Source organism: Hahella sp. CCB-MM4 (genome assembly GCF_002260525.1).
Classification (GTDB): Bacteria; Pseudomonadota; Gammaproteobacteria; order Pseudomonadales; family Oleiphilaceae; genus Hahella.
The window spans coordinates 75,820-92,029 of the sequence record NZ_MRYI01000018.1 but is presented as its reverse complement, the minus strand read 5'-3'; the positions used below and the strand labels follow the sequence as shown (position 1 = coordinate 92,029).

The 16,210-nt window shown below is 47.1% G+C and carries 14 protein-coding genes; 4 read left to right on the top strand and 10 right to left on the bottom strand.

Features of this window, described 5'->3' with window-relative positions:
• Positions 1–104 precede the first annotated feature (104 nt).
• Both BTA51_RS23830 and BTA51_RS23825 read right to left on the bottom strand, forming a co-directional pair.
• Complete coding sequence (locus BTA51_RS23830; protein ID WP_094711595.1) at positions 105–1,823, bottom strand: DEAD/DEAH box helicase; 1,719 nt, start codon at positions 1,821–1,823, stop codon at positions 105–107.
• Entirely contained in the window at positions 1,804–6,564 is a 4,761-nt protein-coding gene (locus BTA51_RS23825; protein WP_210404912.1) for a DUF3883 domain-containing protein, read from the bottom strand. Before BTA51_RS23825 ends, BTA51_RS23830 begins: the two co-directional genes overlap by 20 nt.
• A 586-nt stretch (positions 6,565–7,150) precedes the next feature.
• On the opposite strand from BTA51_RS23825, the gene BTA51_RS23820 reads away from it, so the two are divergent.
• The 3 genes from BTA51_RS23820 (at position 7,151) to BTA51_RS23810 (ending at position 8,746) form a co-directional block, all read left to right on the top strand.
• Complete coding sequence (locus tag BTA51_RS23820; RefSeq protein WP_094711594.1) at positions 7,151–7,477, top strand: helix-turn-helix domain-containing protein; 327 nt, start codon at positions 7,151–7,153, stop codon at positions 7,475–7,477.
• Positions 7,474–7,797 (top strand): HipA N-terminal domain-containing protein, encoded by a 324-nt coding sequence (locus BTA51_RS30945; protein ID WP_094711593.1) that lies wholly within the window; start codon positions 7,474–7,476, stop codon positions 7,795–7,797. The genes BTA51_RS23820 and BTA51_RS30945 overlap by 4 nt, the downstream gene beginning before the upstream one ends.
• A gap of 61 nt (positions 7,798–7,858) precedes the next feature.
• Positions 7,859–8,746: a HipA domain-containing protein gene (locus BTA51_RS23810; RefSeq protein ID WP_168188277.1), complete on the top strand. Its 888-nt coding sequence runs from the start codon at positions 7,859–7,861 to the stop codon at positions 8,744–8,746.
• 177 nt (positions 8,747–8,923) lie between these two features.
• Here BTA51_RS23810 and BTA51_RS23805 read toward each other — a convergent pair whose 3' ends face one another.
• Positions 8,924–9,262 carry a helix-turn-helix domain-containing protein gene (locus BTA51_RS23805; protein ID WP_094711591.1) on the bottom strand — a complete coding sequence of 113 codons (339 nt, stop codon included), beginning with the start codon at positions 9,260–9,262 and terminating at the stop codon, positions 8,924–8,926.
• Positions 9,263–9,344: 82 nt separating this feature from the next.
• Between BTA51_RS23805 and BTA51_RS30940 the strand changes: the two genes are divergently transcribed.
• Positions 9,345–9,734 carry a lecithin retinol acyltransferase family protein gene (locus tag BTA51_RS30940; protein WP_094711590.1) on the top strand — a complete coding sequence of 130 codons (390 nt, stop codon included), beginning with the start codon at positions 9,345–9,347 and terminating at the stop codon, positions 9,732–9,734.
• 104 nt (positions 9,735–9,838) lie between these two features.
• Here the strand turns inward: BTA51_RS30940 and BTA51_RS23795 are convergent, their stop codons facing one another.
• The 7 genes from BTA51_RS23795 to BTA51_RS23765 all read right to left on the bottom strand — a co-directional run bounded on the left by BTA51_RS23795 (position 9,839) and on the right by BTA51_RS23765 (position 16,061).
• Positions 9,839–11,080 (bottom strand): His-Xaa-Ser system-associated MauG-like protein, encoded by a 1,242-nt coding sequence (locus BTA51_RS23795; protein ID WP_094711589.1) that lies wholly within the window; start codon positions 11,078–11,080, stop codon positions 9,839–9,841.
• Positions 11,077–11,436 carry a TIGR03982 family His-Xaa-Ser system protein gene (locus BTA51_RS23790; protein WP_094711588.1) on the bottom strand — a complete coding sequence of 120 codons (360 nt, stop codon included), beginning with the start codon at positions 11,434–11,436 and terminating at the stop codon, positions 11,077–11,079. The genes BTA51_RS23795 and BTA51_RS23790 overlap by 4 nt, the downstream gene beginning before the upstream one ends.
• Complete coding sequence (gene hxsA, locus BTA51_RS23785; RefSeq protein WP_094711587.1) at positions 11,433–11,966, bottom strand: His-Xaa-Ser repeat protein HxsA; 534 nt, start codon at positions 11,964–11,966, stop codon at positions 11,433–11,435. The genes BTA51_RS23790 and hxsA overlap by 4 nt, the downstream gene beginning before the upstream one ends.
• Entirely contained in the window at positions 11,948–13,081 is a 1,134-nt protein-coding gene (gene hxsC / locus BTA51_RS23780) for a His-Xaa-Ser system radical SAM maturase HxsC (protein WP_094711586.1), read from the bottom strand. The genes hxsA and hxsC overlap by 19 nt, the downstream gene beginning before the upstream one ends.
• Positions 13,074–14,465, bottom strand: a complete 1,392-nt coding sequence (gene hxsB, locus BTA51_RS23775; protein WP_210404911.1) for a His-Xaa-Ser system radical SAM maturase HxsB — start codon at positions 14,463–14,465, stop codon at positions 13,074–13,076. The genes hxsC and hxsB overlap by 8 nt, the downstream gene beginning before the upstream one ends.
• A 2-nt stretch (positions 14,466–14,467) precedes the next feature.
• Entirely contained in the window at positions 14,468–14,743 is a 276-nt protein-coding gene (hxsD, locus tag BTA51_RS23770; protein WP_094711584.1) for a His-Xaa-Ser system protein HxsD, read from the bottom strand.
• Between the two features lie 155 nt (positions 14,744–14,898).
• A protein-coding gene (locus BTA51_RS23765) for an IS3 family transposase (protein WP_094711583.1) occupies positions 14,899–16,061 on the bottom strand; the annotation gives its coding sequence in 2 pieces (ribosomal slippage) (positions 14,899–15,809 and positions 15,809–16,061; 1,164 coding nt in all).
• Positions 16,062–16,210 lie beyond the last annotated feature (149 nt).

Sequence of the window (16,210 nt, the reverse complement as noted above, 5' to 3'; positions counted from 1 at the left end):
TGAGCAATACTGGAGGTATGCCATCCGTTTCAAAGGATGTATGCCAGTTGATAATAAAATAGAGTGGGAAATATTCAATTCATATATTTTTTGTGCATGGCAACTTATAGCTCCCCTTTAAATGAGGTACATGTTGCCTTGGTCCCTACTATCACTAATAGAGACTTTGCCCTACTCATTCCCACATAGAGGAGTTCTATACTACGAGTTAAATCAATCGTATCGAGACCCCACAAGATGACGATGGGAGACTCAAGTCCCTTAAACCGTTTAATCGTGTCAATCAGGACAGTATTATCGGAGCGAATACCTTCCTCCAACCAAATTGCCGGTTTGGGTAAGGTCTGTCGCGTCAACGCTGCGTAATAATCGGCTTTACGTAGCGCATCCCCCACAAGGACTGTGATATCTCCTGCAGGAACCCCCTGGCGAGTGACAAGATCTACTATGCGGCTACTGATTTTTACGGCCTGGGCATCGCGCCCTGATGACATCTCGAACAGAACATCGTCGCCGTCAATATTGGGCGGGCTAACGGGGACGCCCTTATAGTGTTTGTACACAGCCTCATGAATCGGTGCGGTGTTCCTGCAGTTGGCTGTCAGCGTGAATGGTTCCTCACGGATAGGAAAGGTTCCAGCACGCGCATAAATATTTTGGTTGTCGTCGTAGAAGACATATAACGGCGCCCGTTCATAGTCCGACATTGAAAGTTCGAGTGGGACCCAATACTCCTCACGGAAGTCTTGGCCTTCGTCACACACAATTGCATCATATCGGCTAGGAATAATCTCAAGGGAATAAGCAAAAGCATTGGGGAGCTGTACGTCGTAGAGGTCCTTCCCTGGGTACGTCACTTTAGCTTCTGCGATGAGATCACGGCCAGACATCTGATTGGCCTTTTTGACTTGCCTGTAGCAAAGCTGGTGAAAGCTCATTACTTCGAGGTTGCTCGTACCAGCACAAGAGCTAGAGAGGTGATCCGCTAATTGTCTGTTATAACATGTCAGGAGAGTCTTGAAGCCTTCTGAAGCAAGGCGGCGAGCCTTCTCAAGAGCAAGTACAGTCTTGCCGGTACCAGCTCCTCCGCTTACAGCGACCCTACGATGTGAACGCAGAAAATCCAGGATACGCACTTGATCCTGTGTGAGCATCAGTCTTTGAGCCTCTTGATCGACAAGCTGTGAGGCGATAATTGGAGCTACGACAAAGGACCTCGCGAAGACTTCACGCATTACGTCAATGCCACGACGATCTATCGGCGAGAAATTTCCAGCATCATTGCCCCAGTATGCGAAGGCTTTATCAATCCATGACTTGGGGTCATGAAGAGTTCTGGCTGAGCCAATTAATGTTGTAGGCATGTCTGGGCGGCCTAATGCGTTGGGGTTACCAAGGTCAGGAAAGAAGACAGTATGACCACGAAGTACATTGCCCAGGTTAAGGTTGTGCCACTGTGGGTATTCGTTCAGCTTTGAGCGAATGGAGTATTTTGCCCTCAACGCCTGGTTGATTGGGTTTTTAATGGGATGTTTTATTTGGTGTCGGTCTATTGAGAACCATTCATTAGAGTTCGCATCAAAGCCCACTCCACCGCCTTTCACCTCAATACAGAGATAACCTTGATTAGGATGACATACCAAGAAATCTGTTTCGCCATCCTTTGCTTGTTCTTCCTCTCGGCGCAAGATCCAGCCAACCTGAAAAAATACAACATATTCCTTAGGTAGTTTATCTCTCAGAGCCCGGTATACCTTTGCCTCCGCTTGCGATGCTAGGTCTTTGAGTTGTGCTTCAGACAGGTCAGGAATTATTGTTGCCATCGGAATCATCCAAAATACGCATGCGGTACAAGTTCAATGTCACGTGAGGGGTTGGTTGTGGCTTTCCGTCAAACAGGATAGTTAATAGTTTTGTGCTACCCCGAGTGACTACATCTATTATTTTTCCGATACCCATATCCTTATGCTCTATCCGGACCCCGGGAAAAAATTGTGCGGCAGGATCTGCTATTTCCTCCGTTACTGCATCCCGCCAGTTGCCGTCAAACATGAAAGCCGTAACTTGGGTTGCCGGACTATGGATGGGGTGGATACGTATAAGTTCCGGGTCAGAAACAAACTCAACCACATACAACCAGTAGCGGTCACCGTAGTCTTGAGCATTGCTGAATTGGAGACGTGATAGACCGACGCCGGTGTGCCCCCACTCACCGTTTACTCCTTTAACTTCTATGAGCCGATCTTCGCCGGTTACCGGATTGCGGCTGATGATGTCGTAACCAGGATGTGTTTGAGCCATTTGTTCTGGTACGCGGCCATGTTCTTGTTCGTAGGCGCATACTGCTTCACGAGCTAAGGCTTCCGCAGCCAAGTTATGCTCCAACGGCCCCTCAGTGTCAGATAAATCCTCTTGTTTTTGTCGAACGTAGGAAAGCAGCCGTCGGTCCCATTGTTCCTTGTGCTTAGGCCTTAACTTCGTCTTGTGTAGCTCGCTTTGTCCTGTCCGAATACTGCCACCATTTCGGGATGTTGGACTGATTCGTTTGTCGACTATCCGGTTTGGGAGTCCTGTGGATTCTCGACCATTGGGTCGCACTAACGGCCTTATTGCGCTTTGAGGCTCAGAGTCGTAGGAGGGTAATCTCTGCTCATTGCCGTCAGGTTGGGCTTCCAGTTCCTTAGTGCTCTCTACTGCCTTGGTCGCAGTTTCACTTTCATTAGGACTAAAAGATTCAGTAATGCTTCCAATCGCACCGAGATCGGGAGACGTCAAATCCTTAAAGCTGTTAACTTCCTCGTTAAGCTTCGGTATACCAGCATCGCTTAGCTCAAGGTGCGCGTCCTTTACGGACATACCTATCAAAGGGCGAACACTAAGTGTCAACTTGGATATTTCACTGCCTGACTCCTCGGGCATCAGTTGATGAAATAATGCATTGAGAATATGAGCCCAACTCCGATCGCAAACCGGACGCGCAAGGATTAATAGCCCTTTCTCTGGGTCGAAGAACGCTTGCGCTGAGGCTGGTGGAGCGGTTACCTGCTCCCCTCCAACATTAACAGAGGCTTGAATGCGGACTAAATCGTGGCTAACGGCCCTCAAATCCGAGAGAGCCTTCCGCATCTTTCTCCGGACGGTTGTCGGTTTATCGTTCAGCAATCGGGTGAGGATGTCTACCCGATCAGTCAGTTTTATGACAAATTCTGATTCATCCACTTCCGGTCCGTCTACAAACTCAAGTATAACCTGTGCACTTTCACATAACCGTCTGACGCCAATCTTTTCAAGAAATGGCCACAGCTCCGGTTCTGGTTTGCACAAGGCCTGGTCGAGCTCTCCGCCGAAAAAGCCAGTATGCCACTCGCTATCCTGAAGTAGTACCTCATCCATATAGACAGGGCGCCCGTGCAAGTTCAAGATGGTTGGGGCTTCTTGCAAACGTTGTATATCAGAAGGCGTCAACTCCTCCTGCTCAAAAGCGGTGGACATACCGACCAAGCAAACGTCGTAGACAGCCTGGTCCTGGTCTGTCATGGGTTTGGATTTCTCGAAATACTCGCCAACAATATCGAGTATTATGTCGACAAAATCCCTACCTTCCGGCGAATTTTTTACCCCGATTGCTTCAAATAATGGAGTGAATAATTCGTAGGTGTCCGGAATAATGTAAGCATAGCGCCCGAGTTGTTGGGGGACCCAGTACAATTGATTAGGGCGAACGAATGTCTTTTGGCTTTCAACATATATGCATCGAGTATCCTTAAGGGTAGCAATCTCTGGATCGTCTTTTAGCGCACGTTCATTTAGTACCTGGTAAGTTGAAACATGTGGCTGAACCCCTGTTTGGATACAGTGCTGCAGATGGTTGATAACTAGGTGGGTTGGAGGGTTGATGGTAATCCCCAATTTTTCTAGAAGCTCTGACTTTAGGCGTGCAGTATTTTTGAAATCAAGTATGTTGGCTTGTGAACGGAAAGCTTCAGCGCGGTAGGGAGCGTGTAAGGAATCAGATTGGTACCATTCTTCCGAGTTCCCATCTGCGGGGAAGCAGGCAGTTTGTTGTAGACCATGGAGAGCTTCCACAAAGGTCGCATTCTCTTTCCAATTTTCGTAGTTGTCGCACAAGACGTAAAACGCCTCACTACTTGCGCGTCTGGTATCTTCTGTAGGTCTATATTTTTCAGCAATGAAAAGCATTCGATCTACTAGGTGCCTAGCACTCGGAGTTCGTCGTATGCCGAGATTGTCGATGAATGTGTGTACAGACCTCGTTTCAGGAATACGGCTGTGGGCTAGCCAGAGGTGGCGGGCGTCTCCCAATACCTTTACTAGATCGTCTGTTCGGCGATAAGTATTTCTCGGAAGCGACCAACCACCATCTTGAGTGGGAACGATAGGTAGTGATGCGAGCAACCGTAGGATATCGTTGTTGTCTAGTAGTGGCGGGTGATCAGCGAGTTCATTGATAAGCCGGCTGTATTTGGACGGGTCTAGCGGTCCGCAGTCATCAAACAGGTTTGGCAGTACAGTCCGTACAAATGTTTCGATTGTCTGAGTTTCCACACCCAGTTCTATCGTTAGAAAATTTCTAGCTGAGTCTGTAAGGACAGAGATGTCCAGCAAGTTGGCTTGGCCTGTGGGGTCTGTAAAGTCACCAGGAAGAAGCACTTGTGTGGCTTTAAGGAGCCCTTGGCTTGTTTGCCATATGGGCAGATTCCTGAGTTGTTGATAAACCTCGTTCTTGATTGTGTCGCGTTGGTTCAGTTCGGCAAATAGAGAATAAAGGTCGCGCAGGTCATTTGGATCAACACTAATGATATCTGCGATATCACTGGTTTTGTACATATCGTCGATGTGAGAAATCACCGCGGTGAGATTGAGTTTCTTCATCAACCGGATGATTTTTGGATACCTTGTTAGAACGCTAGAGGCAATCGCAAGCCTTGGCAGCAATACTGTAATGCGCGAAGCATCTAACCCGACAGGCACAGTGTAGGATTGGCTGATAGATACTGCGATCAAATCTTCTGTGACGGCACAAGGTAAAGCTAAAAGCCGCTTTATCGTTGGATTAGTTGTTTCTGTTTCTGGAAGAAGTTCGTTAATAATGCTCCAGAGAGAGCGATAGAATGGCTCCAATCTTTCCTGGTCGATTTCCGTTGATCCTGCCACCAGTTTCGCCATTGCTGATTCCAGTAGCGCAACCAGGCGTTCAAGGGTCAGAATCGGCGCGCCCAATTGGTTCATCGCCGTTTGAAATGGACGCAATTCTTCGGTAACGAGCTTACCACCTACTTCCAGCAGTGCCGTTGCCTGCTGTTCATTCAAAGTGATACGAGGAAGAAATACGCCGCTGGGTTGTTGGAGGCTGCCATCCCGAGCCTCAGCGATATGTGCACTGGGCGCGGTGGTTATCAGGTGCTCCCAAAAACGTTTGAAGCAAGGTGGACGTTCTGTCGACCTATTGGCGATATTGTAGGCTTGACTGAGAATCTGCCAAAGCTGGACGGAACCAAGCATTTGCAATAGTCCTTCGGAGTCTCGGGCCAGTTCAGCCGCTGCAGTATCAATGAGCATCTCATTCCATGCTTGCTCGTGCTGATGGCCAGCAAAGATTACAGCTTTGCGATCAGACTCAGGGAAGAAGTCGGCGTTGATATGTAGGGGAAGCCCAATGGATTGCTCCGTAGGTAAGAACGCATAGAGGAGCCCCTCAGCTAGCGGTTCAGGTTCAATTCGCAAACCAATGCTTATCTTGGTGCTTCGATGAAATGCTTCCAGCCGAGGGTGTGTAGTGTAAAGGCGCTGGGCTGCATTCGCTGCATCGGCGTGAAGGATATGCCAGTGCTCGACATCGCCACTAGGCTTGAAACTGACAATGAGGTCCGAACTTTCACTTCTGTCTAGATCGCAGGCCATTATGAGTTGGCCATTTTGCCGTAGCTCTGCTTTTCGAACATGGCGAAGGAACAGTAGGCTATTGCGCAGAACTGCCTGGAAATCGGTGACAAGCTGTTTGATATGGGTAGGGCTTATATGGGAAATGCCAAGTGCAAGCCGCGCCTCAGTGCTGGGATTACTCGCCCAGGGTAGAAAGAAAGACGTGCCTTCAGGTTCATCGAAGGCCTCGATAAACCATTGTCCCCGCTCAGGGTGAAGCACTAATTTTATGCCTGAAGAGCGGATCTCGGGATGATCAGTCACCTGATAGGTGGATACGAAGCCGATACCAAAGCGACCAATGTTCTCTCCGCGTGACAGCTTCCCGCCGCTGCCTACATCTGTGATTCGGTGGTAATCACACTTATAGTTGCCATCGGAAAGTAACCCACATGGGTTGTCCAAGTCACCACAGTAGGTAAAATGGCCGCTGTTACGCACTAATAAGCCACTATCTGTGATATCGAATACGACTTCTTCGGCTTTCGCATCATCCGCATTCTGGATGAGTTCCAACGCCATCACATCGTAGCCCTGCAGTCCGGCTAGGTGACTCCGTATGTTGCCGAGGAGGTTAGCCGTGTAGGAGCCACTAGAGTTGGGCTGGGCTGGCTGATCCATGTGCGCCTCTCAAATCCTATGCTCATATAATATGTTCAATCTTGCCGTACCCTTGCCAATATTACCAATATCTATGGAACTAGCAGCATTAACGGGGTAAACATGTTAAAGGCAACACCGGCGGGATGTTCACACTCGATGAAGTGGCGGCTTACCTCAAGGTGGGTAAGCTACTGCTTATCGATTGTAGCCGCCAGGAAAATTCCTGCATTCAAGGTAGAGGACTCTCAGCGTTTATCCCGTATCGACATTAATCAGTTTTTAAAAAATTCATTTTCGGAATGCTGTTTATTGAACACCCATCGGATAAGTTCGATTGAAAGCATGAACTGTTTCGTAAGAGCACATTTCCCTACCCTAAAAAACAACCTGAATTATTAGAAGAACCACTTAGCGACAAAGCCTCCTATGACCAAACATTCTATGTGTTGCGTCGCGCTCGCTGGCAGCGGCGCCTATCACTGGTTTGCATAAACAGCCAATAAAACAATTGATATTTGGAAAATAGATGGCGTGTGATTGATTAAACAATTTTTTTGTTTGATATAATTGATATATTGGTTGAAATTATCTTTATGGTGGTTTTGTGGGTAAAAAAGTAATTGATGCGGTTTCGCAACGAACGATGACGGCCCCTAGATTGCGGGAGATATCACAGAGTTTACTGAAGTTGGCTGATTCCCTGGAACAGACCAAGCCAGGTGACGCCATCTCCCTGAAGGAAATGGGCAAGCTGGTCCGAAGCCGACGGGAAGCGAATAAGATGAGCATGGAAACGGCCGCGGAGGTGGCAGATATCAGCTTAACCACGTTGCAGAATATTGAGTTAAGTAAAGGCGTTAGCCCCAAGATCAAAACCGTGCAAGCACTGGGCGATCTCCTGGGTTTTGACGTGATGTTAGTTATCAGATGAAAGCGAAAGTGTTTTTTGCTGGAAGGCTCTCGGGGATCCTTAAAAAGCTTCCGGACGGACGGTTCAGTTTTCAGTACGTTCCAGAATACCTAATTGACGGTAGCCCGATTAGCTTGAGTCTCCCGTTACAGGAAGAGCCGTATCTGTCGAACGGACTCCATGGATACTTCTCCGGTCTTCTAACGGAGGGCTGGTTGAGGGAAGTCCAATCGCGAACCATGAAGATTGATCAAAAAGATGAGTTTAAGTTTTTGATACGCACCGGTGCCGATTTGCCCGGGCTCGTGGCTGTGGAACCGGACGAAAATGAATATTTGTAATATCTGTTTAAAGCCTGGAACTTCCCGGGCCCCGTATTATCATTCGAAGTGTTTAAAGCAATTGTTTCAGACCGACAGAGTGGACCCCAGGATCTCTTTCAATCGAGGCGAGCTATTCACCGAAGTATCGAAGAAATTTCCCCGGTATTCCATCGGTGGGATTCAGAAGAAAGGGCTGTGTAAAGTTGTTCGAGGTGATCTGACGATTGTCGACTCCAAAGGGACGCATATTATCAAGCCCAGTCCGGAGCAGTATCCCTACACCTCCGAGAATGAGCATCTAACAATGACCCTGCTCAGAATGCTTGGTCAGGATGTAGCGAAGTCAGGCCTGGTCCCGTTTAAAGATGGCGAGTTATGCTATATCACGCTTCGCTATGACAGGATAGAAACGCCTATTCACCAGGAAGATATGCTGCAAGTAATGGGGATCTCTAATAGCGATTCCGCCAGAAAGTACGACTGTGCCAGTTACGAAGATGTGCTGAACACAGTTAAGAAGGTATCCGGCTTAGCCGCCACCATCCCTGTGTTTAATCGAATCCTGTGTGCGTACATTCTGGGAAATGGTGACTTCCATCTCAAGAACATCTCTGTGGAGGTGGGAAGCCCTGTCAAGCTGACTCCTGCATATGACTTCATCAATACTGCGTTATATGGAAATAATTGCGAAATTATGGCTCTTAAGCTGCTGAGCAACGGGGAACCTGACATCTACTCAAGAGCGGGAAAAGGACTCTATTATGGAGGGGATTTCGTTCAACTTGCGGAAAAAGTAGGTATTCCGTCTGGAGCGGCAAGAGGCCAGATCCAAAGGATATTGAAACTGGCGGCAAAACTTCCACGTACTGCATTAGGGCTGCTGCCAAATGATCTGGAGAAGAAGTACATCGAGGTTCTGGATCAGCGGGCCCGATTCTTGGAAGTGTTCCGATATCTGCACATATAAGAAGAGTTTTTTAGTCGAGCTTCCTTGTTGGATGCGTGAACTATCCTGACTTTCTGGGTCTTATTATTGAGGGTTTCAGCCCTTGAAAGCATGAAAAACTGCACTCAATTCTCCCCAATATCGCATGTTGCGTTGCCAGCAATGATACTTTCAAGCACGGAGTTTGGAGCAGTCTAATTAGCTATTGATAATTAGTGCGGCAATAGCTGCAGCTCCCAGTAAAAGTAGTCCCGTATTCGACTTCTTTTTTTTCTCAACTGTTATTCCCTGAGCTAGAGCATTTTTGTACGTTTGTTCAATACATTGGGTGATGGAAGACATGGACTCCCCATAACGTTCAGAAAGTTCGAATAGCTGCTCCATTGTAAGAGAGTAATCGCCCTTCTCAAGGCGGGAAAGGCTCGAAACCCCTATATTTGTACCTTCTACAGCTTGATACTGATTCAAACCCGCTTTTTTCCTGTAGTGAGTCAGTACAGCACCTACGACTTGATCAAAAATTAATCCAGGCTTCATGTTGATTAAATGCAATGTTTGTGGTTTTGTTGAATTTGCTAAATAAGCAAATTATGTAATTTGACTAATTGGGGGAATTGTAATGGTTGGTATAGTGATAGTCTACATGGGGTTATATCAGCATTGGGCTTTAGTGTCAGATCGACAGCATTCGGGCAAGCCTATGTTGATTTCGAATACTCGCAGAAATGGTACCGTTAGGGAGGAACCATGGGATACGGTAGTTGGAAATCGTCCTTATAAAGTGTTCCCCGCCATGACGCATGAGCCAGTCCACACTATTGTGGCCAGAGCAAGAAAAGCAATAGGGTCTGTGAGATATGATCTACTAGATTACAACTGTGAGCATTTTGTTAAGGAAGTCGTCACAGGTGTAGCGAAGAGCAGCCAATCGTCGATGTTGAAAGTATTAGCCGGGCTGGCGGCCATTGGAGGGATATACATTGTCACGAGGAACCGCTGGGTGGCTTAATAGTCTTTTATAGATAGACAGGGAGAGCTAACCAGCTTCATTTTGCTTGGGTCTATGGTTAGTCGGAAAGTGGTAGCCAACATGATTTTTTTAAGATCTCTTTACTATAGAGTTTCTAGAAAGGCGATGAGAGCACGCAGTTCATTATCACCAGAAATCTCTATGTAGCCCAACAATGGAGATCGGGCACTCAACATTTTTCCATAGCCAAGTAGTTCTTCATCTGAGGTCCAGCCACGTTTCACAAAATAGGGAATCGGATTGGCATGGAAGAGTACAATGTCCTCAAGCGATTTATATTCTCCGTTGTGCCCGTATGGTCCTGTTTCAGCCACTTTGATGAGCGGCGGGGTTCTAAACTTAAAGCGGTCTATCGCCTTGAAGGTTACGTCAGCTCTACCGATATCTTGATGGTGAATATACGGCCCATATTCTCCTTGGGGTACTCCAATAGAATGGAACTGGAAGTCGGAGAAGAAAGGGCCATTGTGGCAGGCTGCACATCGACCCTTACCGTAGAAAACTAGAGCGCCTTCTTTCTGCTCTTCGGTGATTGCTTCCTGTTCACCCTCAATGTACTTTTCCCACTGAGACTGCTCACAGAGGCTGACCTTCTTGGCAATGAAAGCCGCAAGTGCGTTTCCAATGGTTGGAAGATCAAGAGACGAAAGCCCTGCCTTTTGCATGGCCGTCCGCAACTTATCGGCTTCGTTGGAGATATCAGACTCAATAATTTGTTGAATGACATTGTTGGCAGCAGTCAGCTTATCTGAATAATAGGCTTTATTGATTTGGCGTAGGTTTAGGTTTTCATCAAATGGCTTTAATCTTCCCAAAAACTCATCTCTTGCCAAAATGGGCATCGTAGCAGCAACAGCTAGTGGAGACTTATACCCAAGTTGGTAACCTTCCCCAACAGGAGAAATGATACGGCCATTCGTTTCCTGGATTACCCCATTCCAGAAGAAGATCTTATAGTCTTTATGTGCTCGCCCGAAGAGGGTAAAGGAATTCCTCGGGACAACAATTCCATCGCTGTATACGCGATCTACTGATTCTCCTTGTCCACCAACACCGACTGACACCGGCAATCCATCTGTTAGCGCTAATCGATCAATGTGGCAGGTTGAGCAGGAAGTATCCTTATCGCCACTTAAGACAGGAGAGTTGAAGATAATTTCGCCAATGGGGATTAATTGTGGATCGATGAGTTGTTCATTTACCCTGCAACTCACAGCCTTTAGCTGGAAGGTATCGATCACTCGTTGGAGCTTGGCATCAAGTGAAAGAGCGTCTGCTTGCATGGAAAGAAGGACGGCGCCGAGGCAGAGTAGATGATTTTTCATCTTTCAGTGAACCGATGCTGTTGAACTAACGCTTCAGTCCCCTTTTGATCAAGTTCGAGTGCTTTGAGGCCCAAATAGGAAAGAAGGTCTTCTGACAGACCGGCAGTTAGCATCAACTTCCGAGTCTTGTCATAATCGTGACAAATGAGTAAGTGTACTTGAGCTGTGTGGTTGAGAGATTCGTTTTGCTCCTGCTCTGCAAACCACGTTTCGTCCATCGCGTTAGCACAGGCTGATGAGAGTTCTATATAGTCATCATAATAAATTGCCAACGCCAAACCTGGAGCTATGAGGTATTTTCCTAGCCAAGCGATGCAAAAAGCTGATACAGACCACTGGAATAGGTGCTTGGTCATTGTGCTGCTATCCCAAGGGAGTTTAGCAGCTCCTGATCTATTAAATCGGAAGCTGAAAGTCCCTTGTCTATACGATAGCTAAAAATGGCTTGCCTGGTTTGTGGCCCCATGATGCCGTCAACAGCCCCCTGATAGTAGCCGAGTAATTGTAGAGCTAATTGGACACGCCTTATTAGAAGGGCTCTATCCTGTTTGGCTTTCTGCTTCTCGCTTGGCGTGGAGTATTGTGGTTTGCTTGGCTGGCCAAGTGGATCTGACTGCTTGGTAGGAGGCGGTGTATAGGAGGGTTTGGGAGTGTAGTAACTGCTCCCCCCGGAAGATGAGCGATGAGAAGAGTGACTTCTATGGGAGGAATGACTGCGATGTGCGGCTATATAATCCGGCGTTTTCAAATTCAACGGAGCAATTATTGTATCGTTGGGGAACTTGGCCGAATCGGAATGGCTATTCTGTGGGAGAGCCGTGTCCAAGGCCGAACTATTTAATGACAGAAAACCTGGCAATAAGGCTGCTAAGTTCCATTTACGCATTGTTCGATTCTCCTGGGGGGATGATGAAACTTTCCTCTCGATGATGTGAAATATCCAGGGCATTTGGATTTTAGCTGACATTGAGAGCATTCATTCGGATAGTAGTTCTTCCAATCGGAGATAGACTGGACAGCATAGGGCCATAAATCTTCGGGAATATGGCATAAGGGGAAGTTAAATAAGCATACGGGGAGAGAAGCCTCAATGGCAGCTTCAATCCCATTCCGTAGATCATCCAAATAAGATGATGGGGAGAGGTAGAGGTTATGCCAACTATTTTTAGCCCACCCGGTAGGTTCCAGGTTCATGATGGAAACTTGTACGATGTTGGATAGGCAGCGAGAGCTGAACTCGACGATTGTTGAGATGTCCTTGTAGTTTTGTTGGGTTGGTATGATCCGTAACTCAATTGGAATGCCCAAATTCCCTGCGTTAATTAACCCGTTTATGGTATCTCTATATGCTCCATGAGCGCCGACTAACCTATCGTGATTGCTTCCTAGAATGGAATAGAGCGGGATCCCAAAAGTAATCGACGTATCTTGGCAGCGCTTAGCGATTTCAGAAGCGAAGCCAGTATCAGAGAAAGCGCGGCCATTGCTTAGTATATGCAAAGACGTTGATGGAGCATGAAGGATCACGAAATCCAGGAATCGGAGAAATTTCTCCCGATATAGCAATGGCTCACCACCACTGATGCCGATAATGTCATCTGATTGAAATGCCGCTATTGCCAGTCCTGCCTGAACTAACAAGTGGTCATCGTCTCTTTCTTTAGGCGGCTGGGAGCAAAATAAACAACGGTTATTGCATCGCTCAGTTACAAGAACCGTATTGTGGTTTGCATTGCGAGAGAGAATGACCCGTAAGGTTCCGTTAGCGTTAACAACACCGATGTCTCCATCGCTGATGTTGCCAAGCAGACCAGAGCTTCTTACCACACCTGTAATGCATTGAGAATTAGGCTTAGGAGAGTAAACGTCGTCTTTAATTAGAATCTGGTTCAAATAGTGATTGGAGGAATCAGGGACGGTAGTGCGTAGTAAATAGTGTCCTGCAGCAATTGGATTTTCCGGGGGGAGCTGAAAGACGTCTTTCCGGATGGTTTCAACCATGACACCAATCCTTCAAGATATTCCTTGTAGGGGGATGGCTGTAATAACGGTCTAACAAAAAGCGAAACATGTTCTTGTGATAGTGACAAAAAACAGAGAGGGACTTATCTCCAACAGGCTCTCCCATAAGGCTAATATGCTGACAAGGGTCTGATCCACAATAGGGTTGGTAGGCGCAGGTTTCGCATCCTGGATGAACCAGGTTGAATGATGAACTAATCAGTTTTTGGTAGAGGTCATTTTTAACTAGGGAAAGAGAATTCACTTCCCCGCAAGAAAAATCGATGTCGCCGATGACCCGTTGCAACATCCTGGTTTCGTCGCTTCCATACACCTTTGAATCGTAGTTAAAGAGAACACAGTTAAGTAATAACCCACTAGGCGACTTCAGGTCTGCATATTGTGAGTATCCGGGAATCAGTACTCTTTTAAGGTGAATAGCAGCGGAGCTTTCCACTAGTGGGATGCCTTCTTGATTGTGCTTGATTATGGTATTGAATAGCTTCTCATAGAATGTCATGTACTCTGCAATACTGTACTCCGTTGACGGCTTTGTATTGGCAAAACCATAGGGGCTGATCGGCCTTACGAACATCTCGTTGATGCCAAGTTCCAGATGGGCTTCGATGATAGATTCGGGAGCCTCAAGGAGGCTTCTGGTTACTGTCGTGACGGTGGCAATTCGATTTGCCCCTAATTCTTCAAGAATTCTTTTGACAGAGTGTTTCAACCGTTCATAGGAGTCTTGAGATGGAAGTATCCGGTTGGCATTGTGTACTTCTTGCTGCCCATCAAGAGAAGTGGAGAAGTACACCGCCCGATTCCTGGCCCACGAGAGAATGCTTTCGTCCATTAACGAGAGACTGGTGGTGATTACCAACTCAAAATTACCTGGCTGTAGCTGACTCTCCGCCTGATCATAGATTGCTTTGATCAAATCCATTCGGAGTAGTGGCTCACCTCCTTGAATTTCAATTTTGTAGGGAGGGGGCGATAGTCGTTTGATGGTGCTGACAATGATTGAAATAGCGTTCGGATCCAAGTCATAGCCAGAAGCTTTTGCATTGGCCCGGCTGACTTGACAGTAATTACAGGCGTGATCGCAGCGTAGCGTCGGCACAATCATGAATATCGGACGAAATTCGAGTTCCCCTAATAGCTTCTTGGCTAGTGCCGAACTTAGTGCAGCTTGAGTTGCGTCTAGGTTGTCGTTGTCAGAGACAAAGAGTTTGCTTTGAAGTAGATCATTTAAGGTCCTATTGGAGGTTGCCGAGGACTCGATAAATTCATCAAATTCTGATTGGTCCAAACAAGAGTGGAAGCCCGCCACATTGCTGAGGAAAATACTCCCACTGTCGAGGCGGTCGAAATTGAAAGGCAGCATCCTCACGCTTCAAGCCTCTGTTGAATACTCTTGAGAACATTGAGAGTGATTGCCTCGCGAATCGTTGAGGTCTTTTCCATGACATTTTCCCTAAGGGTGTAGTCGTTGAGTAGCTTGTCAAGCTCGTAGAATAGGTCATTGGAAGGGGATTCAAATTGGATTATCCAATGCGTTGAGGAGTCGCTTAGTTGCCATCGTGAGTAGGGAGTGAGCCAATATAAAGTATTTCTGATTACCCACTCGGTGTAGTCAGATTTCTGCAATTCTCTGATTTCCATATGGCCTCCTGCTTTCTTAATAAACTATAGACTGTCCATAAGAGTTGCGACAAATCAAGCCGCACTATCGGCCTAGAATAAGGATCACAAAATAGAGTAACGACTGTTCTTTGAACAGAAACGTTCTTTATGAAACTAGGAGAACGATGTAGTGGTCAACCAATCCCGGACATTGTTTTAAGTTTTTCTTCAGCCACAACCGGAGCAACTCCATCATTAAATGCATGAGGCCTTTGTCGGTTGTAGTAACTCATCAGGTAATTCCCGATATCCCTCCTGGCTTCTGCCAAGCTTCGATACCCAAACCTTGGAATCCATTCTGTTTTGAGACTCCGGAACAAGCGTTCCATCGGAGCATTGTCCCAGCAGTTACCCCGACGGCTCATGCTTTGCTCCATGCGGTAGCGCCAGAGCCTCTGGCGAAACTTACGGCTAGCATATTGGCAGCCTTGATCAGAGTGGAACATAACCCCTGAAGGTTGCCCTCGTTGTTCCCAGGCATGATCCAGCGCTTTCACCACCAGATCAGTATCCGGGCTGGATGATATAGCCCAACCTACAACTCGGCGTGCAAACAAGTCCAGAACAACCGCCAGATAACTCCAGCTCTGACCGGTCCAGATATACGTGATATCTCCACACCAGACTTGGTTCGGTTTGGCTACAGTAAACTCTCGGGCCAGACGATTTGGGATATCAAGCCGCTCCAGTGTGGCCTGTTTATAGTTATGAGGCCCTGGTTGCTTGCTGATGAGTCCTAATTCATTCATCAAGCTTCTGACCTTAAAGCGCCCAATCATCACTCCTTCATCATTGAGCATGCCAGCGATTGTTCGACTCCCCGCAGAGTTTCGGCTTTGAGTGAATATTCGATTCACCCTGGCTCGTAGCTGCAGATGCTCAACATTGATTCGACCACAACGTTGGCGATGCTCGTAATAACTAGAGCGACTGACGCCGAACACTTTACAGACCATTTCTACGGGCTTTTGCTCACTCAAGCGGTCTATTAGCGCGTACGATTGATTTCGTCCGACATCAAGAGAGCGGTAGCCTTTTTTTAAATGTCCTTTTCCTGCTCCAAGCGCTTACAACGGGCTTCCAGTTCCTGAATCAGCTGTTGCTCTGGAGTAAGAGCTTTGCCCTTGGGAGTAATACCATTACGTTCTTCTGACAGTTGTTTCACCCAGCGTCGAAGGGCATTCTCTCCCACATCAAGTGAAGTACTGGCTTGGGAAATGGTATATCCTTGATCAAGCACCAGACGGGCGGCTTCTTGCTTGAACTCTGGTGAAAAGGAACGTCGTTTTCTGGTCATTGAACACCTCTTGTATGGTGGCGATCATACCACCTAATTTGGTGTCCGAGATTATTAGACCACTACACGACCTATTTTTATAAGGTTAGAGGATAAATTGAGTGGAAGCGCAAATGTCAGTTAAGGGCCCCAACATAGACATCGAAGGA

Coding starts and splice junctions, on each gene's coding strand:
- BTA51_RS23830 (WP_094711595.1), bottom strand. CDS start 1,823: ATGGCAACAATAATTCCTGACCTGTCTGAAGCACAACTCAAAGACCTA.
- BTA51_RS23825 (WP_210404912.1), bottom strand. CDS start 6,564: ATGGATCAGCCAGCCCAGCCCAACTCTAGTGGCTCCTACACGGCTAAC.
- BTA51_RS30945 (WP_094711593.1), top strand. CDS start 7,474: ATGAAAGCGAAAGTGTTTTTTGCTGGAAGGCTCTCGGGGATCCTTAAA.
- BTA51_RS23805 (WP_094711591.1), bottom strand. CDS start 9,262: ATGAAGCCTGGATTAATTTTTGATCAAGTCGTAGGTGCTGTACTGACT.
- BTA51_RS30940 (WP_094711590.1), top strand. CDS start 9,345: ATGGTTGGTATAGTGATAGTCTACATGGGGTTATATCAGCATTGGGCT.
- BTA51_RS23795 (WP_094711589.1), bottom strand. CDS start 11,080: ATGAAAAATCATCTACTCTGCCTCGGCGCCGTCCTTCTTTCCATGCAA.
- BTA51_RS23790 (WP_094711588.1), bottom strand. CDS start 11,436: ATGACCAAGCACCTATTCCAGTGGTCTGTATCAGCTTTTTGCATCGCT.
- hxsA (WP_094711587.1), bottom strand. CDS start 11,966: ATGCGTAAATGGAACTTAGCAGCCTTATTGCCAGGTTTTCTGTCATTA.
- hxsC (WP_094711586.1), bottom strand. CDS start 13,081: ATGGTTGAAACCATCCGGAAAGACGTCTTTCAGCTCCCCCCGGAAAAT.
- hxsB (WP_210404911.1), bottom strand. CDS start 14,465: ATGCTGCCTTTCAATTTCGACCGCCTCGACAGTGGGAGTATTTTCCTC.
- hxsD (WP_094711584.1), bottom strand. CDS start 14,743: ATGGAAATCAGAGAATTGCAGAAATCTGACTACACCGAGTGGGTAATC.